The organism is Thalassobacillus pellis (assembly GCF_016908295.1).
In the GTDB taxonomy this organism is placed as follows: Bacteria; Bacillota; Bacilli; order Bacillales; family Halobacillaceae; genus Thalassobacillus; species Thalassobacillus pellis.
The window spans coordinates 103,269-126,055 of the sequence record NZ_JAFBDO010000008.1 but is presented as its reverse complement, the minus strand read 5'-3'; the positions used below and the strand labels follow the sequence as shown (position 1 = coordinate 126,055).

The window sequence follows — 22,787 nt, the reverse complement described above, 5'->3', positions numbered from 1 at the left end:
TTCCATCCTCTTTCTGCTGCGTTAATTTCTTGCCATTCTTTCCCATTTTCTTAAATAAGGGTGAGGGTCAAACGACCATTCACTATACCCGTTATCTTTATACATACCGTAGTGAAGATGAGGAGGAAACTTCCCTGAGGTACCTGGTGGACCATAGCCAGATGCTCCAACAGAACCGATTACGTCACCTGGCTTAACGACATCGCCGACTTTTACTCCATCTTCAAAGCCGTTTAAGTGAGCATAGTAATGGTAAATATTGAAGATGTCCCGAATACCAATCCGCCAACCTCCAAATTTATTCCATCCTTTTATTTCTACAACCCCGTAAGTAGTTGATTTTACAGGAACTCCGTAGTTCGCAAATATATCTGTACCTTCATGTATTCTTCTTCCGCCAAATCCCCTTGCATCTCCCCAGGTGCTTCTGTAACTGTAATTAGCCCCTAATGGAACAGGGAAATCCCTATCCTTCAATTCGATAGTTCCAAAATGCTTAAATACTTTTGCGTTGTTGATGATCGTTTGTACAGTCAAATCCCTGTGGTAATAATTCCATAAAGCTATCTTGAAATCGCTTTTAGTATGACCATAGGAAGCAATATATGCTGCTATCGTGGCAAGGACGTCTTCATCGTTATTTCGATCAGCAATGCCATCCCCATTCCCATCACTGGCCCAACCATTGAACATAGCTGCAATACCAGGTGTTTGCTGATCGCTCTGGTTAGGGTTTCCTAGCCCATTCCAGAAATATTGCTCGGGACGAACAGCTGTGACACGCCCTTCTGGGATTTCTTTGTGTATCTGCCGTTCAAATTGGTCGACAGCAGCTAAAAAGTACCAGGGAATCAAGGAAGGGGCGGCAGTTTTTTTATATAATTCCATTCTTAATTTATAATCATCGCTCTGTTTTTCCTGAGCCGATATAGTAATAACAGGCATTAATCCAAAAAAGAAAGCCAACATAAATATAAACAGAGGTACCTTTTTCATTTATCTGTCACTCCATCTGATTGATAACGTTAGCTTGTGGAAGGTAATGGTCATCTATAAGTGGTAAAATAGTGAAATTCCTTTCACCAAAAAAGGAAAGTTCCAAGACTTTCCTTTTTGGTTAGTTATCGGTTGGTTGTTTCGTTGCCAGTATCACGTTTGTCTTTCATGGACTTGGTTTCATCGTTATAAGTTACTTCCCCTTGAGGGCTTTTACGCATCCTTTCAATGATACTTTCAAGGACTTTATCGTAGTTGCGGTCACTGATTCTGGTATTACTCATACTTTGGATATCTTCAAATGCCATTGGATTATCTGAGACATAAACTTCGTAAAAACGGGGAACAAGAGAATAAGCAGTTTTCTTAGCCATATCAGCTGCCTGATTGCGATCCATATTTTCAGAAGTCTCGTATGCAATTAATACTTCATCATCGGTGACAAGGGTGGCAGCATTATTAAATTGCTCGTAGCTTAAAATCATTTTTGTGATCATATCAGCCGTTTCTTCCCGGTTGACTTTAGCCTCATAGTTACCTCGGGTATCAACTTGTGTCTTGTCATATCGTACATAACCGACATAATCATTCAAGTCGCCGTTCCTTGTTCCTGGAGCCTGATAATTATCCATTGGGTCGCCATTTAACGCCCCTTGATTTTGGTTCTCATTTCCTTCGCCATATTGATCCATAGCGCCGTTGTCATTTGCACATCCAGCTAGCAATAGGCCTGTAGTCAAAACAGCAGTGCTGATGGTGAAATGCACCTTTTTCATTTATGAAACCTCCCGATTCAGCATAACTCTCCCTTCGTAGTTATTTTTGGCTGAGGTAATCGTTTCATACGAAATAAATATTACCTGTTACTCCGTGCATTAATTATGATAAACTTTAAATATCGTAAGAGGTGATGGAAATGATTGAACTTCATGGAAACCAATATGAAATTCAGGAAAATCATAAAAATGGATTCGATGCTGAAGCCCTTGAACAAAGGTATAGCGACATTCTGAGCAAGTATGATTTCATTGTAGGGGACTGGGGATATGGGCAGCTGCGTCTTCGCGGCTTTTATCATGACCATAATCCGAAATCGACATTTGACACGAAAATAAGCACATTAGAAGATTATCTATACGAATACTGTAATTTTGGTTGTGCTTATTTCATTTTAAAAAAATTCGAATCATGAATCATAAAAAAATCCTCAGTCCCATTATGGACTGAGGATTTCTTTATATCGCTTCCCGCAGGAAGTCACGTAATTCTTCTGCATCTATTTCGTTGATATTGAAGGCATGTTCAAGATACCCTGGCTCTTCAAGATCGTCATGACCGATAATGGCAAAACGGTTTCCTTGGATATCAAGCACCAACGTTTTGCCATAATATCTGCTTGTTTTGACTAACGCTAAATCGTGGCGATGAGATTCTCCCATAAAGCTTACAAACCTAGTATCACTTTGCTCTTTTTCATCGTATAAAAAGAAGCGCTCTTCCTCCATATGCCTTCCTCCTTATGCATTCTCATCTGTAACCAAGTGCGGTTTATGCTCCAGATGGTGATGAGCTTTAATAAAGCGAACAGTTTTCGTTTTTGCCCGCATGACAATCGAATCGGTCTCTGTCAGGTCGCCGCCAAGGAATTTCACACCGTTTAACAATTCCCCTTCGGTTACTCCGGTTGCTGCGAAAATTGCATCATCACTTTTCACGAGGTCATCTAACGTAAGAAGTTGTTCTGGATCTCTTAATCCCATTGTTTTACAACGTTCAGCTTCTTCGTCATTCTGAGGAGCTAGTCTAGCTTGCATGTCGCCGCCGAGACTTTTGATGGCAGCAGCTGAAATAACCCCTTCAGGTGCGCCGCCTTTTCCTACGAATAAGTCTACCCCTGTATGGGAAAGGCAGGTGGCAATAGATGCTCCAACATCTCCATCACCAAATAATTTGACTCTTGCGCCTTTTTTAATTACACGTTGAATAATATCTTCATGGCGATCCCGCTCCTGGATGATAACAGTGAGGTCCCTGACCCGTTTGTTATTGGCTCTTGCGACGATATCGATGGTTCTTTCGATCGGATCATCGAGGTGGATCAGTCCTTTGGCATATTTACCAACGGCGATTTTGTCCATATACATATCCGGTGCATGGAGCAATGCGCCTCTTTCAGCAGCTGCAATAACAGCCATGGCGTTGTTATGTCCCTTAGCAACAATATTGGTCCCTTCCAGGGGATCGACTGCAATATCAACTGCAGGACCGCTCTTATTGCCCAGTTCCTCGCCGATATACAGCATTGGAGCTTCATCTAATTCGCCCTCTCCAATGACCACAACTCCATCCATCGCCACAGAATCAAACATCGTCCTCATGGCTGTTGTTGCTGCGTCATCAGCGTTCATTTTATCCCCGCGCCCCATCCATTGTGCCGAAGCTATCGCAGCAGCTTCTGTGACCCTTACTAGTTCTAATGCCAATTCTCTATCCAATAAATTCTCCTCCGATACATTTAAAGTCCTCTTTTATGATAGCAGAATGCATGTAAAAACGTAAATATGCATCCTTTTCCTTTTCCATTGGCAAATATGGTATCATGGTGGGAGATTAATGCATCATCAGGAGGTGCGGTATGTATTTTGTCGATCGAAAAAGAATGGAAAGTATATTGCTCTATATGGAAGGAATGATTCAGGAATATCAAAATCACGATTACCAGTCGTTTTTAGAAAGGCTGAGCCTCGAGCGGATGACACACATGACTATAGAGACCATCATTGATGTCGGGAATATGATGATTGATGGTTTCATTATGCGTGATCCTGGAAGCTATGATGATATCATAGATATCCTAACCGATGAAAAAGTCATTCCTCAAGAACAGGAAGAAGCTTTCAAGACATTTATCAAGCTTAGAAAAATGCTTGTCCAGGATTATTTGGAAATCGATCATGACGAAATCCGTAACCTTTGGGAACAGCATGTAGAGGTTATCGAACAATTTCCTGGGCATGTCAGAAGATACTTAGATGAAGAACTAGGACCAGTTTCTGCTTTTACTAACAATTGATTTCTCTGGAAGGATGGTATATTAGGTTGGTGTCTGTATGAAGAAGTATGAAGCTTATTTAATTGATTTAGACGGAACGATGTATCGAGGTTCGGAACGGATTGAAGACGCTGTACACTTTATCGAAGCATTAAACAAAAAAAAGATTCCACATTTATTTGTGACCAATAACTCATCCAGAAGACCGGAGCAAATAGCTGAAAAGTTGAACGGAATGGATATTCCAGCGGAAAATAAACAAGTTTATACGAGCAGTATGGCAGCAGCTCAGTATATCAGCGAGGAACAGCCCGAGGCAACCGTGTATGCAATTGGGGAAGAAGGGCTGTTTTATGAGCTCGATCAGGCAGGACTGAAACTGACCGAAAAAAAAGCAGACTATGTTGTCATAGGTATCGATCGGGATATATCGTATGAAAAATTGACGAAGGCATGTCTGAACGTCCGCGATGGTGCCCGTTTTTTATCCACCAATGCTGACGTGGCTATCCCGACAGAGAGAGGGATGGTGCCGGGGAATGGGGCGATAACATCTGTTATCACTATCAGCACAGGAATAGCACCCGTTTTTGTCGGTAAGCCAGAAGCTGTAATCATGGAACAAGCCATTAAAACATTAGGTTATCCTAAAGAAAAAGTATTGATGGTCGGAGATAATTACCATACGGATATTTTGGCTGGTATGGATGCAGGTTTGGATACTCTCATGGTTTTTACAGGAGTTACTTCCAAGGAAGATTTAAATGGCTATGACAGAAAGCCAACATATACAACTGCTACCTTGCTTGATTGGATTAAATATATATAAAGAGAGCCGTTACCCTTTCACGGGTAACGGCTCTCAGCTTGTGAAGAACCCTTTTTACCGCAAGCTTTTCTTGTCGCCAGGAGCGAATGACCCTTCCCTTTCCGCGGACGAGCGCCCGAGCTTCCTCGCGAAAACCACGCTCAGCGATCGCGGCGCACTCGTTCTTCCGCTGGAGTGGAAGGATCCTTGCTCCTTGGGAAATTCCTTAAGACAAAAAGAATATCTTCCGGCTCTAGTTCACTCTATTCGTCATCTTCTGCTGATTCTTCACCGACCGCACTGTGAGCAAGACGACTTGAAGCAGCGGCGGCAATTGCCCCAACAATATCATCCAGGAATGTATGACATTCGCCGGTAGACTTATCGTTTAATTTTTTAAGAATGCCTGGTTTTTGCTTATCTATATACCCATAATTTGTAAATCCGATGGAGCCGTAAACGTTGACAATGGACAAGGCAATGATTTCATCCACACCATAAAGCCCTTCATCCATTCCGATTGTGCTTTGGAGTGGTTCCTCCAGCTGATTTTTTTCGGCAAAAACATCAAGCTGGATACCCGTCAGGATCGCATTTTGGACTTCGCGTTTGGTAAGCACCTTTTCCACATTATAAATGCAATCATCCATGGTCAGGCTTTCATGGTATCTAGATTGAAGGTAGTAGACGAGCTCAGCGATGTCGGTTATATCAACTCCGCGGTCTTTCAGCCAGTCTCGTGCTTTTTTTTCTAATTGACTCATTTTTCTATTTTCGCTCATATATACTCTAGTGACCTCCCTTTTATAAATTGCGCTTCCCTGCCTGGCAAGTAGTGAAACAATTTAAGATTTCGTCATGTTGTATTGGTCTATTATAGCATTAGGAATGAGGTGCAGACAGAATGGATCAAATTTTATCCAATTATATTGATATCAGAGCAGCTTCAGCTGTTAATATCGATGACAATCATGGGTATGAATATCAGGGGGATTATTATTTTATACTTCCCGCTTTTGGCGGAGAAGGTACTTACCATGAGCTTAGTGATGCGTGTAGTTTTCTTATGAATGCTGGTGTGCATAATATAGTATATCCCGTACTCGGAAAAGAAAATCGTTATTGCACATCATTTGATCAACAGACGTTTGTTGTATGCCGAGCCTCCTATAACCCTCAGCGTACACCCCCTTTAACAGCAACTCAGCTGGCAAGCTTTCACCAGATTGGATCTACCTATCCATATCAGCTTACCAACCTGAGCAGCTATGGACAATGGAAGCAGCTGTGGGCACAGAGAATTGATCAATTTGAGGCGAAAATTGGACAATTACATCAGGAAAGGCCAGTAGGTAAGTTACATCGGCTCTGGTTGGATAGTGCCCCTTATGTGGTAGGGATGGGGGAGAATGCGATTCAGTACCTTCAGGAAAGTGAACAGGAGAAACGCCACCAGGAGGGGGATCAGGCGACGTTTACATTTGACCGGTATCCCACTGAACCCCAGCGTTATATCTGGTGTGACCAGCTGAGATCGGATCACCCATCTCGTGATCTTGCCGAATCATTAAGGAGGAAGCTTTTAGCTGATGAGAACCCCGCTGGGGCTGCAGCTTTTTTAAGTGAATACCAGTCAGCTGCCCCACTATCTGTGTTTGGGTTAAGGTTATTATATGCCAGGCTGCTTTTCCCGGTTCATTTACTGGATCAGTTTGATTATACTGCCTCCCGTATTTTTGAAGAAGGATTATTAGTTGAGACAAAAGAAATGTTTGATAACCAGAAATATTACGAAAAGCATCTGCATAATTTTTTCCATATGATCAAAATGTCCCCGGAGCAGCTTGATATCCCAACACTTGATTGGTAACTGGCACTTAATCCTAAACCTCCTGCAATTGGAGACCGGAAAGGAGGTTGTGCTAAAATCAGGTTAAGATTGTAAGGGGGCCTGATTATAATGAAAAATTATGTATACATTACACGCAAACTTCCTGATGAAGTAGTTGAACCATTGACAAATATGTTTGATGTCGGGATGTGGGATTATGCAGAAAAACCAGTCGAACGGGATATACTGCTTAAAGAGGCTGCCAGGGCAGATGCATTGGTGACGGTGCTCAGTGACCAGGTGGATTACGAACTGTTGTCAAAGGGGAGTAATCTGAAAGTTGTAGCCAATATGGCTGTCGGCTTTGACAATGTCGATATTAACTCAGCAGCTGATTTAGGCATTCAGGTAACCAATACCCCCGACGTACTTACCGACACCACCGCAGATCTGACATTCGCCCTATTGATGGCTGCTGGTCGAAGAATGATGGAAGCAAGTGAATACATTAAACAAGGTAAATGGAAAAACTGGTCTCCGCTCTTTTTAGCAGGAACAGATATTCACCATAAATCTATCGGCATTGTCGGAATGGGACGAATCGGAGAAGCCGTCGCTCGTCGTGCCAGGGGATTTGAGATGAACATTCTTTATCATAACCGGAATAGAAAACCGGAAGTAGAACAAGAGCTGGATGCAAGGTATTGTTCCTTCAACGAGCTTCTTGCTACAGCAGATTATGTTGTGTGTCTTGCGCCTTACACGAAGGAGACGGAAAAGCTGTTCAATAAAGAAGCATTTAATGGAATGAAACCCTCAGGAATCTTCATCAATGCTTCACGCGGTCAGCTTGTCGATGAAGAAGCACTGTATCAGGCTTTAGTAAATAAAGAAATACAGGCAGCAGGCTTAGATGTGTTTGAAAATGAACCCATTTCCCCTGATCACCCTTTATTAGAGCTTGAACAGGTGGTTTGCCTCCCCCATATTGGGTCAGCGAGTAAGGAGACAAGGTACAAAATGATGGGTTTATGTATCGATAATGTGATTGCTGTGTTACAAGGGAAAAAAGCGGTTACTCCCGTAAACTGATAAAAACATCTATACTGTCAGACGGTATATAAAAAATCCACACAGGCTCCTGTGTGGATTAACATATATCATTAAATTAAAATACTTGTTCGACTTCACGGATGCCTGGTACTTCTTCAACCAATGCGCGTTCAATACCCGCTTTCAATGTGATGGTTGAACTTGGGCAGCTGCCGCAGGCGCCCATCAAACGCAGACGTACGATACCTTCCTCTACGTCTACCAACTCAACATCCCCGCCGTCACGAAGTAAAAAAGGACGGAGTTTATTCAACACTTCTTGCACCTGTGTTTGCATTAGCAATCTTCCCCTTTCTCATATTCTCATTATAAAACCTCAGCAGAAAAAAATCTATTCTTTGGTCTTTCTATTTGGATTGAGAACTATTTTCATTTTATCTTTTTTCTGTGATTTTGTAAAATAGAAATGAACGTACATAACAACATATGTGGAGGCGTTTTCATGGAAAGTAAGCCTGTTCGGCTGGTCGTATACGGAGCGGATCAGATTTGTCCGAGCTGTATCAATTCACCTGGATCAAAAGAGACCTATGAATGGCTGCAAGCTGCCATTTCTAGAAAGTATGGAGAAGGAAGTATTATATACGAATATGTTGATATATTCAATCCTCCAGAAGATGAACGACATCAGGAATACGTCCAACGTATATTGGATGAAGAATTATTCTATCCACTCGTAGTGGTAAATGACACTATCGTCGGGGAAGGAAACCCCCGCCTTAAGACCGTTTATAACTCTCTCGAAGAAAGAGGACTCGAGGGGAAAAAATAACAGCGGTGATGTTTCTGGCAGGAATGGAGTCGTTCTATTGTTTGTATAATAAGGATTATGGTACTATAAATGTTTAGTGGGGGATTCATCCAGGCAATAATGAGGTGATGTGATGAATCCGATAATCGAATTTTGCATTAACAATTTAGCAAGTGGTTCTCAAAAAGCCATGGAAGAACTGGAAAAAGATCCGGATCTTGATGTAATAGAATATGGCTGCTTAAGCCATTGCGGGTTATGCGCCCAAACGATGTTCGCCCTTGTCAATGGGGAGCGGGTAACTGCTGACAGTCCAGAAGAACTAGTCGAAAATATTTACCAGCATCTGGAGGAGAATCCCCTTTTTTAGTACCCGTTTACTTGAAATAAGAGAAAAACAGACAAGGCCATTAAATTAATTAATCAGTACTCACAGCCGTTCAGTTGATGTACGGCTTCTTTTTATAATTGGACCCAGGAGCTTTAAATGGGGGTTCGGTGGCTAAAGGTTATTAGCTATAATAACTAAAAGGGAGTGGTCAGGGTGGAAATTCCATTTATTAAAATGCATGGCTTAGGTAATAATTATATATTCGTTGACTTGTTCGAAACTACATTAGAGGAAGAAATTTTTTCTGATTTGGCGCGTAAGGTTTCTGACGTACATACCGGAATCGGCTCAGATGGACTGATTCTTATTCATCCCAGTGATAGCGCTGAGGTAGGGATGCGTATATTTAATAAAGATGGATCGGAAGGTCGCAATTGCGGAAATGGGCTGCGTTGTGTCGCAAAATATGCTTATGAAAAAGGGATCGTATCAACTGAAAGTTTTCATATCGAAGCTAAATCCGGTATCGTTGACGCGGAAGTGTCACTGAGGGGCGGGAGAGTTTCCGAGGTTACAGTTGATATGGGCAGCCCCAAATTGTCCCGAAGTGATATCCCAATGATAGGGGATGAAACCAGCAAGGTTGTTGCTGAATCTTTTTTAGTCAAACATCACCCGATGGAATTAACGGCAGTTTCTATGGGGAATCCCCATGCCGTTTTTTTCGTCGATGATATCCACAATGCTCCATTAGACGAGCTTGGTCCTATGATAACGGATGATAAAAGATTTCCGGAAGGGGTAAATGTTGAATTCGTGGAAGTCGTTTCGCCAAAGGAATTGCAGTTTAGAGTGTGGGAAAGAGGTTCCGGGATAACTCAGGCATGTGGAACAGGAGCCTGTGCAGCTGGTGTTGCTGCTATTTTAAACGGCTATTCCAAACGCGGGTCGGATATAGTGATTCATTTAGCCGGAGGAGATCTTGTGGTCAACTGGGATGAGGAAGGGCGTGTTTGGATGACGGGTCCTGCGGAAAACGTGGCCACAGGAAACTTTATATATTAATTAGAAAATAATTCCAAAATTAAAGCTTGTGATTTGATAGGAAGAGCTGGAGTTAGTATACTACAGGTAACGGAATGAAAGGAGAGACACGGATGATTCTCAATATAACAGATGCTGCAAGTCAGCAGATCAAGGAAATGATGAAGGAAGAAGAATCTGAGAGTGTACGTTTGCGCTTTGGTGTCAAAGGCGGCGGCTGCAGTGGTCTTTCATATGCAATGGGTTTTGAAGAAGACATCAATGAAGAATTAGATCTTCTGGAAGACGCGAATGGAATTCCAGTTGTCATCCATCGTCAAGATGCTCCAATAATTGAAGGAACAACCATTGATTTTAAGCAGAATATGATGGGTGGAGGTTTCACGATTGATAACCCTAATGCCATCGTTTCCTGCGGATGTGGGTCTTCTTTTAAAACAGCAACAAATGCCGGGACACCAGACGAAAGCTGTTAAAATATATAGGAGAAATATATCGGTTCAGGATTGTGGATGACATTGGGAAGTTGCGGATCCCCAACCCAATAACCACAAGGATAAATATGGAGTGTGAACTACCACCTTCTCGATAGTCAATGAATGACTAATTGAGAAGGTTTTTTAATGGAAAAAAAGAGAAGGAGAAAACAAGTATAAAGAGATACAGGTTAAGAGAATTATTCCCAATTTAACTTTAGGTCAAGCGACCTTCCTGGCCAAGTCAGTTTTTGGCCATGCCCACATAATTGGAACTGACTTCAATAAAATTGTTCGGATTGTTTATGCTTCAGTTTTTCCCGGTATTTATACTCTAAGTAATATTAACCAATTTCAAATAGGCTACCTTACCCGGCATGACTTTTTCGAAACCTATAAAAAAACTGCATGGAGGAAATAGTCTATGGATATCAATGATTTTTTGAATTACTATGTACTGGGTGTAGTCATTATCGGTTTAGTGTTAGTTGTTTTTGTTCTGATGTTTTTCTTATACAGAATTAACAAAGCCAACAAGAAAGTGCTAGGGGAACTTGAAGTAGAAGCCGTGTCAACGATCAATAAAGTCGAAGAGAAATATAAACACAGGGAAAAGGAACAAAAGGAAAAGGCAAAAAAAGACTATGAAAAGAAAGTCACCGAGTTTAAGGCCTATGTCCATGATATGGAAAAAATATCGAAGACAACATGTGAGGTAAATACCTATCACATACTTAGCAGCTTAAAGGAAAAGCTCGTGACTGAAGGCACAATCAAGCCTTCAGAAATGATAATTCTTCCTAAAGTATTCTTACCTTCTAACACACAGGATGATATATCTGCAGTCAAGGTGGGGCATATCGTCTTGCTGAAAACAGGGATCTACCTGATTGATACAAAGGCTTTTCAAGGAAACGTCTTTTACGGTATTACAAAGGAGAGAGCGAAAGATTTTTCATTCATACTTAATGATCTGTTTCCCATGGAAGAAAAGGAAATAGAAAAGACTATTGTTTTTGACAACAGGCAAGAGACTGGTTTAAAGGTAGTTGCTGTTGAAAATCCTGCCAAAAGAGTAATGGAGGGTGTGGATCATCTTCAGCCAATCGCTGAAAAGCATACCGTTCATAACCCTATCACCCCGATTCTATTTATTGACCATCATGGCAACCAGCTCGTCAATTATTCAAAAACTACTACACCGTATGTGTTCGATGACCAGGAAGCGCTAACCAGGTTTCTGGTGAAGCGTCTTGAGGAATGTGATTCAATCTATACGGAGGATGAGTTGGAAAAGCTTAAGCATAGCATCGAGAACGCCGGCATGGATAAGCATATAAGCCTGTATAACTCTAGCCTTACGCTTTAGGAGGCGAAAGGCTAGTACTAAGGTTTGTTATCTGTAGCAGTAATAGGGGCACAGGTTGTCCTGTTGTTATAGTTAGTGATAAACCTGTGGGAAGTTTTTAATAACGATATAAACACACAGCCGCAGCTTTCATAGCTGCGGCTGGTTTGTTACTGCCCGAACATGCTGGTAGAATGTTTTGGCTGGACACGGGCATCCGGATCGATGTAGTTTTTAGCATTGTTTACAGCGGTCGGCCCTTCTCCAAAACCAGAGGCGATCAGTTTGACCTTACCTGGGTAAGTACATATGTCACCAGCTGAGTATATACCAGGGATATTTGTTTCCATCTTAGAGTTGACGACAATACTATTTTTCTCGATTTCAAGCTCCCATTCTTTGATAGGACCTAAAGAAGAAATGAAACCATAATTAACGAGCACATCGTCAACATCTACTGATTCGACACGTTCACCTTTTGTTTCCTTCAAAATAATTTGTCTGATACAGTCATCACCGACTACTTCTTTTGGAGTGAAAGGGGTTTTGATATTTACGCTGGAATTCATCAACTTTTCAACACTGTGTTCATGGGCACGGAATTTATCACGCCGGTGAACCAGGGTCACTTCCTTTGCAATCGGCTCAAGCATCAACGCCCAATCCACTGCTGAATCGCCACCGCCGCAAACCATGACACGTTTACCCGTAAACTTATTCATGTCATCTACATAGTAGTGAAGGTTGACACCTTCATAATTGCTGCATTTTGGCAATTCCAGTTTACGTGGCTGAAATGCTCCGTTTCCGGCAGTGATTATGATTGTCCGGGATAAATGTTCCCCTTTATTAGTTGTCAATTTGAAGGTATCATCCTCCAAACGCTCTATTTTCTCAACGGATTGCTCTAATGAAACCGTTGGATTAAATGCCATCGCTTGTTCTTTAAGGTTATCGACGAGTTCCTGGGCACGTACTTTTGGAAAGCCCGCTACGTCGTAGATGTATTTTTCAGGATAGAGTGCGGATAACTGGCCACCTAATTGAGGGAGACTTTCAATGATATTGACGCTTGCTTGTCTCATCCCTCCGTAGAAAGCTGTGAACAAGCCCACGGGACCTCCCCCGATGACCGTAATGTCATACACTTGATTACTCATAACGCTTCCCCCTATTCCAGACTGTATTTTTTTACGACCTTTTCTATTTTATCATAAATTACTCTGCCATGTAGCTGTCCGCCGCCAATTACAAACCGGCAATTTACCGAAAAATTATTAAAATTCGGTCAAATGACGAAAGGGTTGAAAAATTCGTCGAAAAAGAATAAGATGGTGACTAGAAAAGTTATTACGATTTTGTGACATTATAAGTTGCAATTATATGCCTTTTTTTATGTTACCGTGTGTGAAATGTGTCACAAATTCAAAGAAGTCCGATATTAAAGGACTTGCAGCAAAGAAAATTAAAGTAAATGGAAGTGATTATCGTGAAGAAACCGAATATTGTCATCCTAGGAGCAGGTTATGGCGGTATCATGACGGCAGTCAAGCTTCAGAAGAGTCTTGGAGTCAACGAGGCGAATGTTACCCTGGTTAACCGTCACAGCTATCATTACCAAACTACGTGGCTGCATGAAAATGCTGCCGGCACCCTACACCATGATCGGACTCGTATTCCAATCAAAGACGTGATCAATTCGAGCAAAATCAATTTTGTCCAGGATTCCGTCATATCGATAAATCCGGATGAAAAACAAGTAACATTGGAAAATGGAGAGCTTGAGTACGATTACCTTGTGATTGGTCTTGGATTCGAAGCGGAAACCTTTGGCATTCCTGGCCTTAAAGAGCATGCATTCGGGATTAGCAGCATTAACAGTGCACGGCTGATCCGACAGCACATAGAATATAATTTCGCGCGATATAACAATGAAAAAGAACCGAACGAAGAGCTTTTAAACATCGTTGTCGGAGGGGCAGGCTTCACTGGTATCGAGTTTGTCGGTGAACTGGCTAACCGCGTGCCGGAATTATGTAAAGAATATGATATCCCTCGCGAGAAAGTAAGGCTTATCAATGTAGAAGCTGCTCCGACTGCTCTACCGGGCTTTGATCCAGCCCTTGTCGAATATGCCATGAATTCCTTGGAATCACGCGGAGTGGAATTCAAAATTGGTGCAATGATTAAAGAAGTTACACCAAATGGTCTTATTTACGAAAAAGATGAGAAACGTGAAGAAATCCGTTCCAACACAGTTGTATGGGCTGCAGGTGTAAGAGGGAATTCAATCGTGGATGAGTCTGGTTTCGAAACCATGCGAGGCCGCGTAAAAGTACGGGAAGATTTACGGACACCTGATTACGATGATGTATTCGTTGTTGGCGATTGCGCTTTGATAATTAATGAAGAAACTGACCGCCCGTATCCTCCAACTGCACAAATGGCCATTCAGATGGCTGGTACTGTTGCACATAATGTGAAGGTACTTGCTCGTGGTGAAACGGACCTTGAACCATTTGAACCCAATATCCAGGGGACTGTGGCATCACTTGGTCATGATGATGCTATTGGCGTTGTTTTTGATGACAAAAAATTGTTTGGCTGGTCAGCGTCTGTTATGAAAAAAGTGATCGACAATCGTTACCTGCTGAAACTTGGAGGTATCGGACTGTTACTGAAAAAAGGCAAGTTCAATATTTTCCATTAACCAAAAAGCAAAGGCGGCGTGGTCTGTCTTTGCTTTTTTCAATTCATGACTAATTAAGAGGGATGCTTTCTGCGGAAAAATGAGCGTTTCACCTGGTATGAACATGAAATCGTAAAGCACCTTCGATTTAATAACTGCCCGGCACTCTGAGTGATATAGAGGCGTCTGTATGAACGGATGACGAGTTGCGCTTTTGCCCTTTACATAATAAAATGGATTTTGGAATAAATCATCAAGGTTACATAGTTAGAGGAGGAACACCTTTTTGGATTTTATACAGCTCTTCATTGGAATATTGCTTTATCTTGTTTTGTTTTTCTCCATTGCATTTATTTTAAATATGCTGCTTCGTTCTACCTGGTTCATGGCGTTTGTCTATCCTGCAGTTGTTCTGTTGATTGTGGATGATTTTTCTTTAGGTAAGTACTTTACTGAACCTGCCTGGGCTTTTCCAAGGGTATTGGAAATGATCGCTAATCTTAAAATGTTTGATATTTTAATATTATCCGGGGGTCTGGCAGGTACGATCGTTGCTGGTGTAGTGATTCGGTTATTACGTAAAAGCGGATATCAGATGTTTTGAAAAAAAGCCTGGTATGCTTCAGAAACGAGGGCATGCCAGGCTTTTTTGTACATTTAGTAAACGCTTATCATATCCCCCCATATTCCAATTACGAATAAAAACTGAAAATTTTGGACAGGATGACACCTGAAAGAGGTGTTATCATGAATTGGAAAAAATGGATGTACCGAGGCCTTTTCAATTTTTTATTCATTGCCGCACTATATTCAACCGCTACCCAGATTTCCAACGTCACGGCAGAGGATTTGAAAATATGGTTTACGAAAAATCATCAGCCTGTCACTTTTCAACCAGAGAAACTTGACAAAAGGTCAACCGCTTTGCAAAACAAATCGCTGAATCACAAATTACCAGATCAGCATTATATCAGCAGTTCGACGGGAAACATGCCAGCCACATTGGAAGAAACCCTGGATTTGACTGTTTTCCCCAGTTCAACAGTTATCGCAACTGGCTACACGGCAGGAGCTGAGTCAACAGGCAAAACACCGGACCACCCTTCCTATGGAATTACTTATTCAGGCGTCAAAGTAAAAAGAGATCTTTATTCAACCATAGCAGCTGACCTGTCTATTTATCCTATCGGAACTATACTGTTTATACCTGGGTATGGATACGGGGTAGTAGCAGACAAAGGTTCTGCTATTACCGGCAATAAAATTGATCTTTATTATCCGACTGTGGAAGATGTATACAAACAATGGGGAAAGCAGGAAGTTGAAGTATATATGATTAAAAAGGGAAACGGTAAGATTACTGAAGAAGAATTAACCAGGTTAAATAACAATGAAGCATTACAAGTGTTCAGAGATGAGATATTAAAAAGGTAATAAAAAGCGGAACCCTCCACCTCAAGGAAGGTTCCGCTTCTCTTTTTGTCAGGGAATCTATATAGGGTTTGCAGTAGACAGTTTCGAGCTCCAGCGCCTACCCCCTCGAGGTCTTAAGCCGATCCTCTCTGTGACAAGAGCCGTCACGTCGAGGCTTGGCTTAAGCTTGTCGGGGGTGAGCAAGGCGCTTGCGCTTTTTTCGCATCCAGCTCCAGCGCCTGCCCCCTCGAGGTCTTAAGCCGATCCTCTCTGTGACAAGAGCTGTCACGTCGAGGCTTGGCTTAAGCTTGTCGGGGGTGAACAAGGCGCTTGCGCTTTTTAACATCAAACACACTAGATTTTAATAAATAATAAAATACAGGATGATGCTCCATATGATTCCGGTAACTCCGCCGAAAAATACTTCAATAGGCTGATGTCCCAGCAGCTCTTTAAGTTCTTGACGTTTCTCGAACTGCTGCTTCTTATTCCATCCCCGAGCTTCTTCCACAAAACGATGGAAGTCGTTGATCAAGAGATTCAGAACAACCGCTTGTTCTCCTGTCTGCCTTCTTACCCCTGTCGAGTCGAACATGACAATGATACTGAAGACGGTAGCGACTCCAAAAATCGCCGTATCAAATCCTTGCTGAAGCCCAACAGCAGTTGCAAGGGAAGTGACAGCGGCAGAGTGGCTGCTCGGCATGCCGCCTGTGCTGAAAGCCAATTTTGGATTGAACTCCCTGGTAGCAATCATTCTGATCGGTACTTTCACTCCCTGAGCTATAAAAATTGCTGCCACAGAAGCCCAAAGAGGAAAATTATAGAAAATTTCTATCAAGTCCTGACATCCTTTCCGACTCTGATAACTTAGAAAGATTGTTCCCTTTCGTATGGTAATAGTAACTTATTTTCGGCATAAGTAGGTATAAACCCACCCTCTTCCTGACGATACAGATAATATAAATATCATAACAAATTATGGGGGCGAGCAGGGTGGAGGTGACTGGGAAAATCCTGGATGTTTTAACTTTAGATACATCTTTATGTCAGTCGCAGTCATGTTTACTTGCTTGTATAGGCACAGTTATTACAATTGAGACGGCCTACCGGACAATAAGAGGAAAGCTAGAAGTAGTGTCACCTGAATTTATTACGGTAAATATGGGAGATTACTTCCTTACGATCCCGTCCAAAGAAATAATACAAGTGATAAAGAAGGGCTGATCCTGACTGGATCAGCCCAACATTGCTTACTCTATGCTCTGACAGCTGCTTCTAACGCCACTTCAATCATTTCATTAAAGGTGGTCTGACGCTCTTCTGCCGAAGTTTCTTCTCCTGTTAGAATATGATCACTGACTGTTAATACAGACAACGCTTTACGCCCATACTTAGCAGCCAATGTATAGAGAGCAGTGGTTTCCATTTCAACTGCAAGCACATTGTAGCTAGCCAATTGATTAAACAAATCCATGGCGTTGTCCCGATAAAAGCTGTCGCTTGTGAACACGTTACCGACTCTAAGCTTTAAGCCTTTTGCTTCACCAGCTTCATAAGCATTTTTCAGAAGGTTGAAATCTGCTCCGGGAGCATAATCGATCCCTCCGAACACCATACGATTCATTTGGGAGTCTGTTGAAGATGTTGATGCTAGGATTACATCCCGTACCTCGACATCTTTCTGGAGTGCACCGCAGGTCCCTACCCTGATAAGTGTCGAGACGCCATAGCTTTCCATTAATTCATTAATATAGATGGAAATGGATGGGACACCCATCCCAGTTCCTTGAACGGAAATTTTTTCACCTTTATAAGTACCTGTATACCCATACATGCCTCTTACTTCATTGTAACAGACAGGATTTTCAAGAAAATTTTCTGCAATATACTTTGCACGCAAAGGATCGCCGGGGAGCAGTATTTTATCTGCAACTTCCCCTTCTTTCGCACCAATATGTACACTCATCGATCCAAAACCTCCATTTCATTCTATTTACAAGTCTAAAATTATCACACCACCCCCAATAAAACAAATTTCTGTACAGTTATAGGATGATTTTTGGAATCTCACCGGTATTTACGATAATATATTAGAAGAGCGTAAAAATAGGAAAGACACTGGATATATTCTTTTAGGGAAAAGTAACTTTACAAACAAAGAGGAGTTTAGCCAAAATGAATGTTTCTATTTCACAGCTGCCAGGAATCGGACAGAAAATTTCACTTAAAACCGGTGAAGACAGCATGCTGGTGTTAATCGTCCACCATACAGGAAAAAGAGAGCTGTATTTTTTTGAAGATAAAGATAGCGAAGAAGCGGATTTTGCAATGGATTTGACAGCGGATGAGACAAGAGAATTCGGCGCCCAGCTGTTGGGAGCGACATATCAGCCAGTTGATGCCGACAAGCTGAAGATTTTCCAAAACCAGATCGTGATGGACTGGGTGGAAATAAAGCAGGTTTCCTCACTTTCAGGGAAGACTATTGAGGAATCTGAAGTCAGGAATAAAACAGGTGCGACTATTATAGGCATTGTTCATGGGGACGAAACAATCGCCATCCCAGAAGCGGATACAGAGTTAAAAGCGGGCGATGTGCTGATGATCATCGGTAAGGAAGAGCAGATTGCCAGCCTGACAGCTCTATGTAAAGGAGAAGAATAACAACGTGTCATTCAGTTATCCTTTACTACTAGGAGCAGGTGCTTCTGAAGGATTCCCTGCCCTGCTGGGAGCAGGGTTAATTCTCCTGTTCATATTTTATCTGGGATTCTTAAGCCTTAAAATCAAGTTCCCCAATGTCATCATGTATATATTACTAGGTATTGTGCTGGCGGATGTCGTAAGCGGAAACGAAATACTCCATTTCGCCAGTGAAGTTGGAATTGTATTGCTCTTCTTCCTATTAGGTTTGGAATTCAATGTTCGACGTCTTGGAGGAATTGCTAAAAGAGTATGGCCAGCCGGACTTATGGATGTAGTGCTGAGCCTTGGTGTTGCCATGCTGCTTGCGATCGGATTTGGCTTTGATTTATTGACGTCCTTTCTAATCGGAGCCGTTGCCTATGCCACAAGTTCTTCCATTACCGCCAAGCTTTTGGATGATAAAGGCAGGATGGCTAATACGGAAACGGAATATATACTGGCCATACTGATATTTGAGGATCTGGTGGCGCCGATTGCCATCGCTATCCTGATCGGTATCAGCTCGGGAGAAAGCTTTACAGCGCTGGATACACTTGGTCTTATCGGGAAAATTGTGGGTCTGACAGCAGGTGCCATTCTCCTGGGCAAAACTGTCTTCAAGCATTTTGAAGCCTTCTTAGAAAAAATTGATGATGAAGATTTCAAAATTGCATTGCTTGTAGGTATTGCTCTGTCTTATGGCGGTTTTGCGTTATACCTTGGTTTATCAGAGGTTTTAGGAGCATTCCTGGCAGGTATGATGCTTGCTGAAATTGGAAAAATTGACAGAGTAGAACAAACTGTTTTTCCAATCAGAGATCTAATGCTGCCGACTTTTTTTGTTTATTTTGGGACAACCATTGAATTTGGGGACGGGGTTCCGTTCATGCTTTTCCTTGTTGTACTGATTTTCTGGTCAATTATTGCAAAGATAATTGTTGGCATAATAGGCGGCAGAATGTATGGATTATCAAAAAGAAGTGCGCTCAGAGCCGGCTTGTCCTTGTGTGCAAGAGGAGAGTTTTCTGTGGTTATAGCAAGTATTGCAACTGGCAGTATAAAAATATTCAGCGGTATTTATATAATTGCAGCGGCCTTTTTAGGGATGATTTTATTTGAATTCGCTCCGAAAATCACCTATAAAATTTACGGAAAACCGGAGCGTAAGAAGAAGAATCTCCGGGTTCCTGGTTCGTAATCAAAAAAGATCGCACCAATCATGCAGTTGTGCGATCTTTTTGGGCCTAGCTAAAGTAACTGCGCTCCAAATTAATAAGCTGATCCTTCGCTTTTTGATTAAAAACTGTTTTTTTCCGCTCCAGCTTAGCTTTTAGCTCATCGACAGCAGTACGAAGGGAGTCTTCGTATGGAGGAACATCTCCATCATAAGCCTTGACCGCTGATTTAGCGATGTTTGCTTTCTCATAATGACTCAGTGCCTTCCGTTGATGGAAGAATACATCTTCCGTTTCTCCTGGATTATGGAGGTCTCCTTGCATAGGGTGTTTGGCCACTGCAAGTACTTCAACCAGATAGAAGCGGCCTCTATCCTCAATGATTTTTCCATAATATTTACCCGATTTATAATGGGCGATGACTTGATCGCCTGCCTTCAGTTCTGACATGTGTCTCACTCCTTCTTTTATCATTGTAACAAAGTTACCAGCATATTTTCGATCAGTCAGATATCTGTTATAATGGACAAGTATTTCTTAAAGGAAGTGATGCCATTATGATGGAGTTTCTTTATTTTCCAGAAGACAAGACAGCATATATACCGGCCGTTTTGAATTTACTTATTTTTGTGGCTTTGGCAGCTTTGGCAATGTATATTTTTATTAAGGTGTCACGCAAACAGGAAGAAAAAGCTGCCAAACAATATGATTCATCTACAACGTATGCAGAAGATAAACAAGCAGAAAATAATAATCCGAAATGAACCAGAGAATGAGTCTCTGGTTTTTCTTATATTCCCCCCTCCTATTTCCTCATCATAATAACATGCAAGTTGGTTAAGCTATGGAAAACGAGGGAAAGGGCGTTTTTCATGGGTACAAGATTCGTAATAGGCTTGAGCTTTGCTATATTGTTATTATCCAGCTGCCAGCAAAGTGAAAGAACTTCGTTGAAAGTTGGAATGTATAACCCGGCTGGGGATATGATCGGTACAGCAAAATTGACTGAGCGGCCGGAAGGTGTAGAGGTGAAACTAAGTGTGGAAGGCCTTGAGGCAGGACCCCATGGCTTCCATGTATATGAATTCCCTAAATGTGAAGCACCCGATTTTAAAAGTGCCGGTAATCATTTCAACCCGACAAGTAAAATACACGGGTTGATGAATCCAGAAGGGGCCCATATCGGTGACTTGCCGAATGTGGAGGCAGATGGGTCAGGAATGGTAGATACAGAAGTAATGATCCGCGAAGCCACTCTGAAGGATGGCAAGTATTCCCTTCTTAAAGGTGATGGCACTTCCCTTATAATTACAGAAGACCAGGATGATGGTTTTTCACAACCGGCAGGAGATTCTGGCAACCGGATTGCCTGTGGGCTCATTCAAATACAAGACAATAAAGAAATGCCGACCGACCCGACGGAACAAAATAAGAAGAAAAAGGAAAAGAAATGATTTCACAACTGGGCAGGACAAGTTTAAAAAATCAGGTTGAAAGAAGAAAAAGGCTATGGCTGATTTAGGAGGGCACTGAATAACTGCTGACTTTTTGAGTTATGGACTAAAAAAGTAACCGGATGGACGTTCCATCCGGCTACTTTTGTTATAAATAAATGGGACTTTCCCTCTCATTCTTTGTAACTGGATCTGGTATACGTAGCGTCCAAAATGACGGACTTGGATTCGATCACTTCCTTTTCCATGGCTAGCTGAACGCTTTTCTGAATCAAAAGATCAATAACCCGAACAATGTACTGAGTACAAATTGTTCGGGTTTTCTTTTTCGATAATTTTTTTGTTCAGCCTTTATACTGTTGCAGGGCATGAATGATTCGGTCGACTCCTTCTTCCAGCGTAGCTTTTGGACATGCGATATTCATACGCATAAATCCTTTTCCTGCTTCACCAAACGAAACTCCATCGTTTAAGCCAACTTTAGCATTGGATTGCATGAATTTTTTCAATTCACTCTGGTCAAGCCCCATCTTTCTACAATCCATCCATAGCAAGTAAGTACCTTCCGGTTTGATGATGTCTACCAAATCTGTCTCATTCTGAAATCTGTCAATGACGTAATCTCGGTGATTTTCAACAGTTGCAAGGAGTCCATCCAGCCACTCCTCACCTTGCTGATAAGCTGCTTCCAATGCGGTTATTCCCATTGTATTAATCATGAACATACCCTGGCTGTTGAACATATCCTTCAATGACTTTCTTTTTCCTTCATCTGCCGTAATCAGGTAGGACACCTGCAGGCCTGCTAAATTGAACGATTTGGTCGGCGACATGCACGTAACTGTCTGGTGATTGATTTCTTTTGACAAAGAGGCGATAGGAATATGCTGATATTCTGAAAAAGTGAGATCGGCGTGGATTTCATCAGAAAAAATCAGTACATCATGTTTCAGGCAGATTTGTGCCATTTCTTCTAGCTCTGATTTATCCCACACCCTGCCGACGGGATTGTGCGGATTACATAAAATAAACGCCTTAACATTATTTTTAACAATTTTATTTTCAAAATCCTCGAAATCAATTTCGTATCTTTCGCCTTTCAGCATGAGTGGATTTTCAATAATGTTCCGATCATGCTGTTTAATTACAGAATAGAAGGGAGGATAGACAGGTGTCTGAATCAAAATATGGTCATCCTTTTCTGTCAATGCCTGTACCATCATATGGAGGCTGGGAATTACCCCAGGACTATAGGTGAGCCATTCCTCGTTGATTGACCAGCTATGCCTTTTCCTCAGCCATTCGGATATATATCCCTCAATCAGCTTATCGGTCATAGTATAGCCGAAAATTCCATGTGCAGCTCTTTCTGTAAGTGCGTCGATTACTGACTCGGGTGCTTTGAAGTCCATGTCTGCCACCCACATTGGCAAAATACTTTCGCTTTGGAATAGAGAAGCAGCCATGTCCCATTTGACAGATCTCGTACCTGTTCGATCAGTTAGCTCGGTAAATCGGCTCATGATTATTCACTCCTTTTTGATCCTGTATTTATCTTAACCAATCCATTACAGATTAGGAAACAACATGATTTGAGAAATGTTTCTCAGAAAGCTTC

29 protein-coding genes are annotated in these 22,787 nt (G+C 41.8%); 18 read left to right on the top strand and 11 right to left on the bottom strand.

The features are described from left to right. Nucleotides 1-21: 21 nt before the first annotated feature. Nucleotides 22-996, bottom strand: coding sequence for a M23 family metallopeptidase (locus JOC33_RS18665; protein ID WP_205094065.1), 975 nt, complete (start codon nucleotides 994-996; stop codon nucleotides 22-24). Between the two features lie 125 nt (nucleotides 997-1,121). Next, nucleotides 1,122-1,772 carry a YhcN/YlaJ family sporulation lipoprotein gene (locus JOC33_RS18660; RefSeq protein WP_205094064.1) on the bottom strand — a complete coding sequence of 217 codons (651 nt, stop codon included), beginning with the start codon at nucleotides 1,770-1,772 and terminating at the stop codon, nucleotides 1,122-1,124. Nucleotides 1,773-1,912: 140 nt separating this feature from the next. Here JOC33_RS18660 and JOC33_RS18655 point away from each other — a divergent pair, with 140 nt between their 5' ends. Next, on the top strand, nucleotides 1,913-2,188 hold the full coding sequence (locus JOC33_RS18655) for a YutD family protein (protein WP_205094063.1): 276 nt from the start codon (nucleotides 1,913-1,915) through the stop codon (nucleotides 2,186-2,188). 43 nt (nucleotides 2,189-2,231) lie between these two features. Here JOC33_RS18655 and JOC33_RS18650 read toward each other — a convergent pair whose 3' ends face one another. Next, entirely contained in the window at nucleotides 2,232-2,501 is a 270-nt protein-coding gene (locus tag JOC33_RS18650) for a DUF3055 domain-containing protein (protein WP_205094062.1), read from the bottom strand. Between the two features lie 12 nt (nucleotides 2,502-2,513). After that, on the bottom strand, nucleotides 2,514-3,491 hold the full coding sequence (glpX, locus tag JOC33_RS18645) for a class II fructose-bisphosphatase (RefSeq protein WP_205094061.1): 978 nt from the start codon (nucleotides 3,489-3,491) through the stop codon (nucleotides 2,514-2,516). Between the two features lie 140 nt (nucleotides 3,492-3,631). On the opposite strand from glpX, the gene hepT reads away from it, so the two are divergent. Together hepT and JOC33_RS18635 are read left to right on the top strand one after the other, a co-directional pair. Further along, a complete protein-coding gene (gene hepT / locus JOC33_RS18640) occupies nucleotides 3,632-4,069 on the top strand; it encodes a type VII toxin-antitoxin system HepT family RNase toxin (RefSeq protein ID WP_205094060.1) in 438 nt (145 codons plus the stop codon). A gap of 37 nt (nucleotides 4,070-4,106) precedes the next feature. Next, entirely contained in the window at nucleotides 4,107-4,877 is a 771-nt protein-coding gene (locus JOC33_RS18635; RefSeq protein ID WP_205094059.1) for a TIGR01457 family HAD-type hydrolase, read from the top strand. A 242-nt stretch (nucleotides 4,878-5,119) separates the two neighbouring features. Here the strand turns inward: JOC33_RS18635 and JOC33_RS18630 are convergent, their stop codons facing one another. Beyond that, complete coding sequence (locus JOC33_RS18630) at nucleotides 5,120-5,638, bottom strand: phosphatidylglycerophosphatase A family protein (protein ID WP_205094058.1); 519 nt, start codon at nucleotides 5,636-5,638, stop codon at nucleotides 5,120-5,122. A 122-nt stretch (nucleotides 5,639-5,760) separates the two neighbouring features. Here JOC33_RS18630 and JOC33_RS18625 point away from each other — a divergent pair, with 122 nt between their 5' ends. Beyond that, nucleotides 5,761-6,726, top strand: coding sequence for a protein kinase family protein (locus JOC33_RS18625; protein ID WP_205094057.1), 966 nt, complete (start codon nucleotides 5,761-5,763; stop codon nucleotides 6,724-6,726). Nucleotides 6,727-6,813: 87 nt separating this feature from the next. Then, entirely contained in the window at nucleotides 6,814-7,779 is a 966-nt protein-coding gene (locus JOC33_RS18620; protein WP_205094123.1) for an NAD(P)-dependent oxidoreductase, read from the top strand. Nucleotides 7,780-7,855: 76 nt separating this feature from the next. Here the strand turns inward: JOC33_RS18620 and JOC33_RS18615 are convergent, their stop codons facing one another. Further along, complete coding sequence (locus JOC33_RS18615; RefSeq protein WP_062440865.1) at nucleotides 7,856-8,077, bottom strand: NifU family protein; 222 nt, start codon at nucleotides 8,075-8,077, stop codon at nucleotides 7,856-7,858. Nucleotides 8,078-8,242: 165 nt separating this feature from the next. Between JOC33_RS18615 and JOC33_RS18610 the strand changes: the two genes are divergently transcribed. From JOC33_RS18610 to JOC33_RS18590, 5 genes are all read left to right on the top strand, one after another. Beyond that, entirely contained in the window at nucleotides 8,243-8,572 is a 330-nt protein-coding gene (locus JOC33_RS18610; RefSeq protein ID WP_205094056.1) for a YuzD family protein, read from the top strand. 112 nt (nucleotides 8,573-8,684) lie between these two features. After that, entirely contained in the window at nucleotides 8,685-8,921 is a 237-nt protein-coding gene (locus JOC33_RS18605; RefSeq protein WP_205094055.1) for a YuzB family protein, read from the top strand. Between the two features lie 195 nt (nucleotides 8,922-9,116). Next, nucleotides 9,117-9,947 (top strand): diaminopimelate epimerase, encoded by an 831-nt coding sequence (gene dapF, locus JOC33_RS18600; protein ID WP_239534316.1) that lies wholly within the window; start codon nucleotides 9,117-9,119, stop codon nucleotides 9,945-9,947. A 92-nt stretch (nucleotides 9,948-10,039) separates the two neighbouring features. Beyond that, nucleotides 10,040-10,402 (top strand): HesB/IscA family protein, encoded by a 363-nt coding sequence (locus tag JOC33_RS18595; RefSeq protein ID WP_205094053.1) that lies wholly within the window; start codon nucleotides 10,040-10,042, stop codon nucleotides 10,400-10,402. Between the two features lie 424 nt (nucleotides 10,403-10,826). Beyond that, on the top strand, nucleotides 10,827-11,771 hold the full coding sequence (locus JOC33_RS18590) for an NERD domain-containing protein (protein ID WP_205094052.1): 945 nt from the start codon (nucleotides 10,827-10,829) through the stop codon (nucleotides 11,769-11,771). Between the two features lie 149 nt (nucleotides 11,772-11,920). Here the strand turns inward: JOC33_RS18590 and JOC33_RS18585 are convergent, their stop codons facing one another. Then, the gene (locus JOC33_RS18585) at nucleotides 11,921-12,910 is read right to left on the bottom strand and encodes an NAD(P)/FAD-dependent oxidoreductase (RefSeq protein WP_205094051.1); all 990 of its coding nucleotides are present in this window, start codon (nucleotides 12,908-12,910) and stop codon (nucleotides 11,921-11,923) included. Nucleotides 12,911-13,239: 329 nt separating this feature from the next. On the opposite strand from JOC33_RS18585, the gene JOC33_RS18580 reads away from it, so the two are divergent. The 3 genes from JOC33_RS18580 (at nucleotide 13,240) to JOC33_RS18570 (ending at nucleotide 15,873) form a co-directional block, all read left to right on the top strand. Next, nucleotides 13,240-14,460, top strand: a complete 1,221-nt coding sequence (locus JOC33_RS18580) for an FAD-dependent oxidoreductase (RefSeq protein WP_205094050.1) — start codon at nucleotides 13,240-13,242, stop codon at nucleotides 14,458-14,460. Between the two features lie 265 nt (nucleotides 14,461-14,725). Further along, nucleotides 14,726-15,043, top strand: a complete 318-nt coding sequence (locus tag JOC33_RS18575; protein WP_205094049.1) for a YuiB family protein — start codon at nucleotides 14,726-14,728, stop codon at nucleotides 15,041-15,043. A gap of 143 nt (nucleotides 15,044-15,186) precedes the next feature. Then, entirely contained in the window at nucleotides 15,187-15,873 is a 687-nt protein-coding gene (locus tag JOC33_RS18570) for a 3D domain-containing protein (protein ID WP_239534304.1), read from the top strand. Nucleotides 15,874-16,213: 340 nt separating this feature from the next. Here the strand turns inward: JOC33_RS18570 and JOC33_RS18565 are convergent, their stop codons facing one another. Further along, complete coding sequence (locus JOC33_RS18565; protein WP_205094119.1) at nucleotides 16,214-16,690, bottom strand: divergent PAP2 family protein; 477 nt, start codon at nucleotides 16,688-16,690, stop codon at nucleotides 16,214-16,216. A gap of 143 nt (nucleotides 16,691-16,833) precedes the next feature. Here JOC33_RS18565 and JOC33_RS20750 point away from each other — a divergent pair, with 143 nt between their 5' ends. Further along, entirely contained in the window at nucleotides 16,834-17,079 is a 246-nt protein-coding gene (locus JOC33_RS20750) for a DUF2642 domain-containing protein (protein WP_420825725.1), read from the top strand. Between the two features lie 31 nt (nucleotides 17,080-17,110). Here the strand turns inward: JOC33_RS20750 and deoD are convergent, their stop codons facing one another. After that, nucleotides 17,111-17,821 carry a purine-nucleoside phosphorylase gene (deoD, locus tag JOC33_RS18555; protein WP_205094047.1) on the bottom strand — a complete coding sequence of 237 codons (711 nt, stop codon included), beginning with the start codon at nucleotides 17,819-17,821 and terminating at the stop codon, nucleotides 17,111-17,113. Between the two features lie 209 nt (nucleotides 17,822-18,030). Here deoD and JOC33_RS18550 point away from each other — a divergent pair, with 209 nt between their 5' ends. Further along, the gene (locus JOC33_RS18550) at nucleotides 18,031-18,519 is read left to right on the top strand and encodes a cation:proton antiporter regulatory subunit (protein WP_205094046.1); all 489 of its coding nucleotides are present in this window, start codon (nucleotides 18,031-18,033) and stop codon (nucleotides 18,517-18,519) included. A gap of 4 nt (nucleotides 18,520-18,523) precedes the next feature. After that, on the top strand, nucleotides 18,524-19,738 hold the full coding sequence (locus JOC33_RS18545) for a cation:proton antiporter domain-containing protein (protein ID WP_205094045.1): 1,215 nt from the start codon (nucleotides 18,524-18,526) through the stop codon (nucleotides 19,736-19,738). 46 nt (nucleotides 19,739-19,784) lie between these two features. Here the strand turns inward: JOC33_RS18545 and kapB are convergent, their stop codons facing one another. Then, a complete protein-coding gene (gene kapB, locus JOC33_RS18540; RefSeq protein ID WP_205094044.1) occupies nucleotides 19,785-20,165 on the bottom strand; it encodes a kinase-associated lipoprotein KapB in 381 nt (126 codons plus the stop codon). A 107-nt stretch (nucleotides 20,166-20,272) separates the two neighbouring features. Between kapB and JOC33_RS18535 the strand changes: the two genes are divergently transcribed. Beyond that, nucleotides 20,273-20,479: a hypothetical protein gene (locus tag JOC33_RS18535; protein ID WP_205094043.1), complete on the top strand. Its 207-nt coding sequence runs from the start codon at nucleotides 20,273-20,275 to the stop codon at nucleotides 20,477-20,479. 108 nt (nucleotides 20,480-20,587) lie between these two features. Further along, on the top strand, nucleotides 20,588-21,169 hold the full coding sequence (locus tag JOC33_RS18530; RefSeq protein ID WP_205094042.1) for a superoxide dismutase family protein: 582 nt from the start codon (nucleotides 20,588-20,590) through the stop codon (nucleotides 21,167-21,169). Nucleotides 21,170-21,513: 344 nt separating this feature from the next. On the opposite strand, the gene JOC33_RS18525 is transcribed toward JOC33_RS18530, so the two are convergent. Beyond that, nucleotides 21,514-22,692, bottom strand: coding sequence for a MalY/PatB family protein (locus tag JOC33_RS18525; RefSeq protein ID WP_205094041.1), 1,179 nt, complete (start codon nucleotides 22,690-22,692; stop codon nucleotides 21,514-21,516). Nucleotides 22,693-22,787 lie beyond the last annotated feature (95 nt).

Bases quoted from the DNA above. Each gene is read 5' to 3' on its own strand.
- JOC33_RS18630 (WP_205094058.1), bottom strand. From the start codon at position 5,638: ATGAGCGAAAATAGAAAAATGAGTCAATTAGAAAAAAAAGCACGAGAC.
- deoD (WP_205094047.1), bottom strand. From the start codon at position 17,821: ATGAGTGTACATATTGGTGCGAAAGAAGGGGAAGTTGCAGATAAAATA.
- JOC33_RS18655 (WP_205094063.1), top strand. From the start codon at position 1,913: ATGATTGAACTTCATGGAAACCAATATGAAATTCAGGAAAATCATAAA.
- dapF (WP_239534316.1), top strand. From the start codon at position 9,117: ATGCATGGCTTAGGTAATAATTATATATTCGTTGACTTGTTCGAAACT.
- JOC33_RS18590 (WP_205094052.1), top strand. From the start codon at position 10,827: ATGGATATCAATGATTTTTTGAATTACTATGTACTGGGTGTAGTCATT.
- JOC33_RS18605 (WP_205094055.1), top strand. From the start codon at position 8,685: ATGAATCCGATAATCGAATTTTGCATTAACAATTTAGCAAGTGGTTCT.
- kapB (WP_205094044.1), bottom strand. From the start codon at position 20,165: ATGTCAGAACTGAAGGCAGGCGATCAAGTCATCGCCCATTATAAATCG.
- JOC33_RS18660 (WP_205094064.1), bottom strand. From the start codon at position 1,772: ATGAAAAAGGTGCATTTCACCATCAGCACTGCTGTTTTGACTACAGGC.
- JOC33_RS18525 (WP_205094041.1), bottom strand. From the start codon at position 22,692: ATGAGCCGATTTACCGAGCTAACTGATCGAACAGGTACGAGATCTGTC.
- JOC33_RS18625 (WP_205094057.1), top strand. From the start codon at position 5,761: ATGGATCAAATTTTATCCAATTATATTGATATCAGAGCAGCTTCAGCT.
- JOC33_RS18550 (WP_205094046.1), top strand. From the start codon at position 18,031: ATGAATGTTTCTATTTCACAGCTGCCAGGAATCGGACAGAAAATTTCA.
- JOC33_RS20750 (WP_420825725.1), top strand. From the start codon at position 16,834: ATGGGGGCGAGCAGGGTGGAGGTGACTGGGAAAATCCTGGATGTTTTA.
- JOC33_RS18665 (WP_205094065.1), bottom strand. From the start codon at position 996: ATGAAAAAGGTACCTCTGTTTATATTTATGTTGGCTTTCTTTTTTGGA.
- JOC33_RS18650 (WP_205094062.1), bottom strand. From the start codon at position 2,501: ATGGAGGAAGAGCGCTTCTTTTTATACGATGAAAAAGAGCAAAGTGAT.
- JOC33_RS18595 (WP_205094053.1), top strand. From the start codon at position 10,040: ATGATTCTCAATATAACAGATGCTGCAAGTCAGCAGATCAAGGAAATG.
- hepT (WP_205094060.1), top strand. From the start codon at position 3,632: ATGTATTTTGTCGATCGAAAAAGAATGGAAAGTATATTGCTCTATATG.
- JOC33_RS18570 (WP_239534304.1), top strand. From the start codon at position 15,187: ATGAATTGGAAAAAATGGATGTACCGAGGCCTTTTCAATTTTTTATTC.
- JOC33_RS18610 (WP_205094056.1), top strand. From the start codon at position 8,243: ATGGAAAGTAAGCCTGTTCGGCTGGTCGTATACGGAGCGGATCAGATT.
- JOC33_RS18635 (WP_205094059.1), top strand. From the start codon at position 4,107: ATGAAGAAGTATGAAGCTTATTTAATTGATTTAGACGGAACGATGTAT.
- JOC33_RS18535 (WP_205094043.1), top strand. From the start codon at position 20,273: ATGATGGAGTTTCTTTATTTTCCAGAAGACAAGACAGCATATATACCG.
- JOC33_RS18530 (WP_205094042.1), top strand. From the start codon at position 20,588: ATGGGTACAAGATTCGTAATAGGCTTGAGCTTTGCTATATTGTTATTA.
- JOC33_RS18615 (WP_062440865.1), bottom strand. From the start codon at position 8,077: ATGCAAACACAGGTGCAAGAAGTGTTGAATAAACTCCGTCCTTTTTTA.
- JOC33_RS18585 (WP_205094051.1), bottom strand. From the start codon at position 12,910: ATGAGTAATCAAGTGTATGACATTACGGTCATCGGGGGAGGTCCCGTG.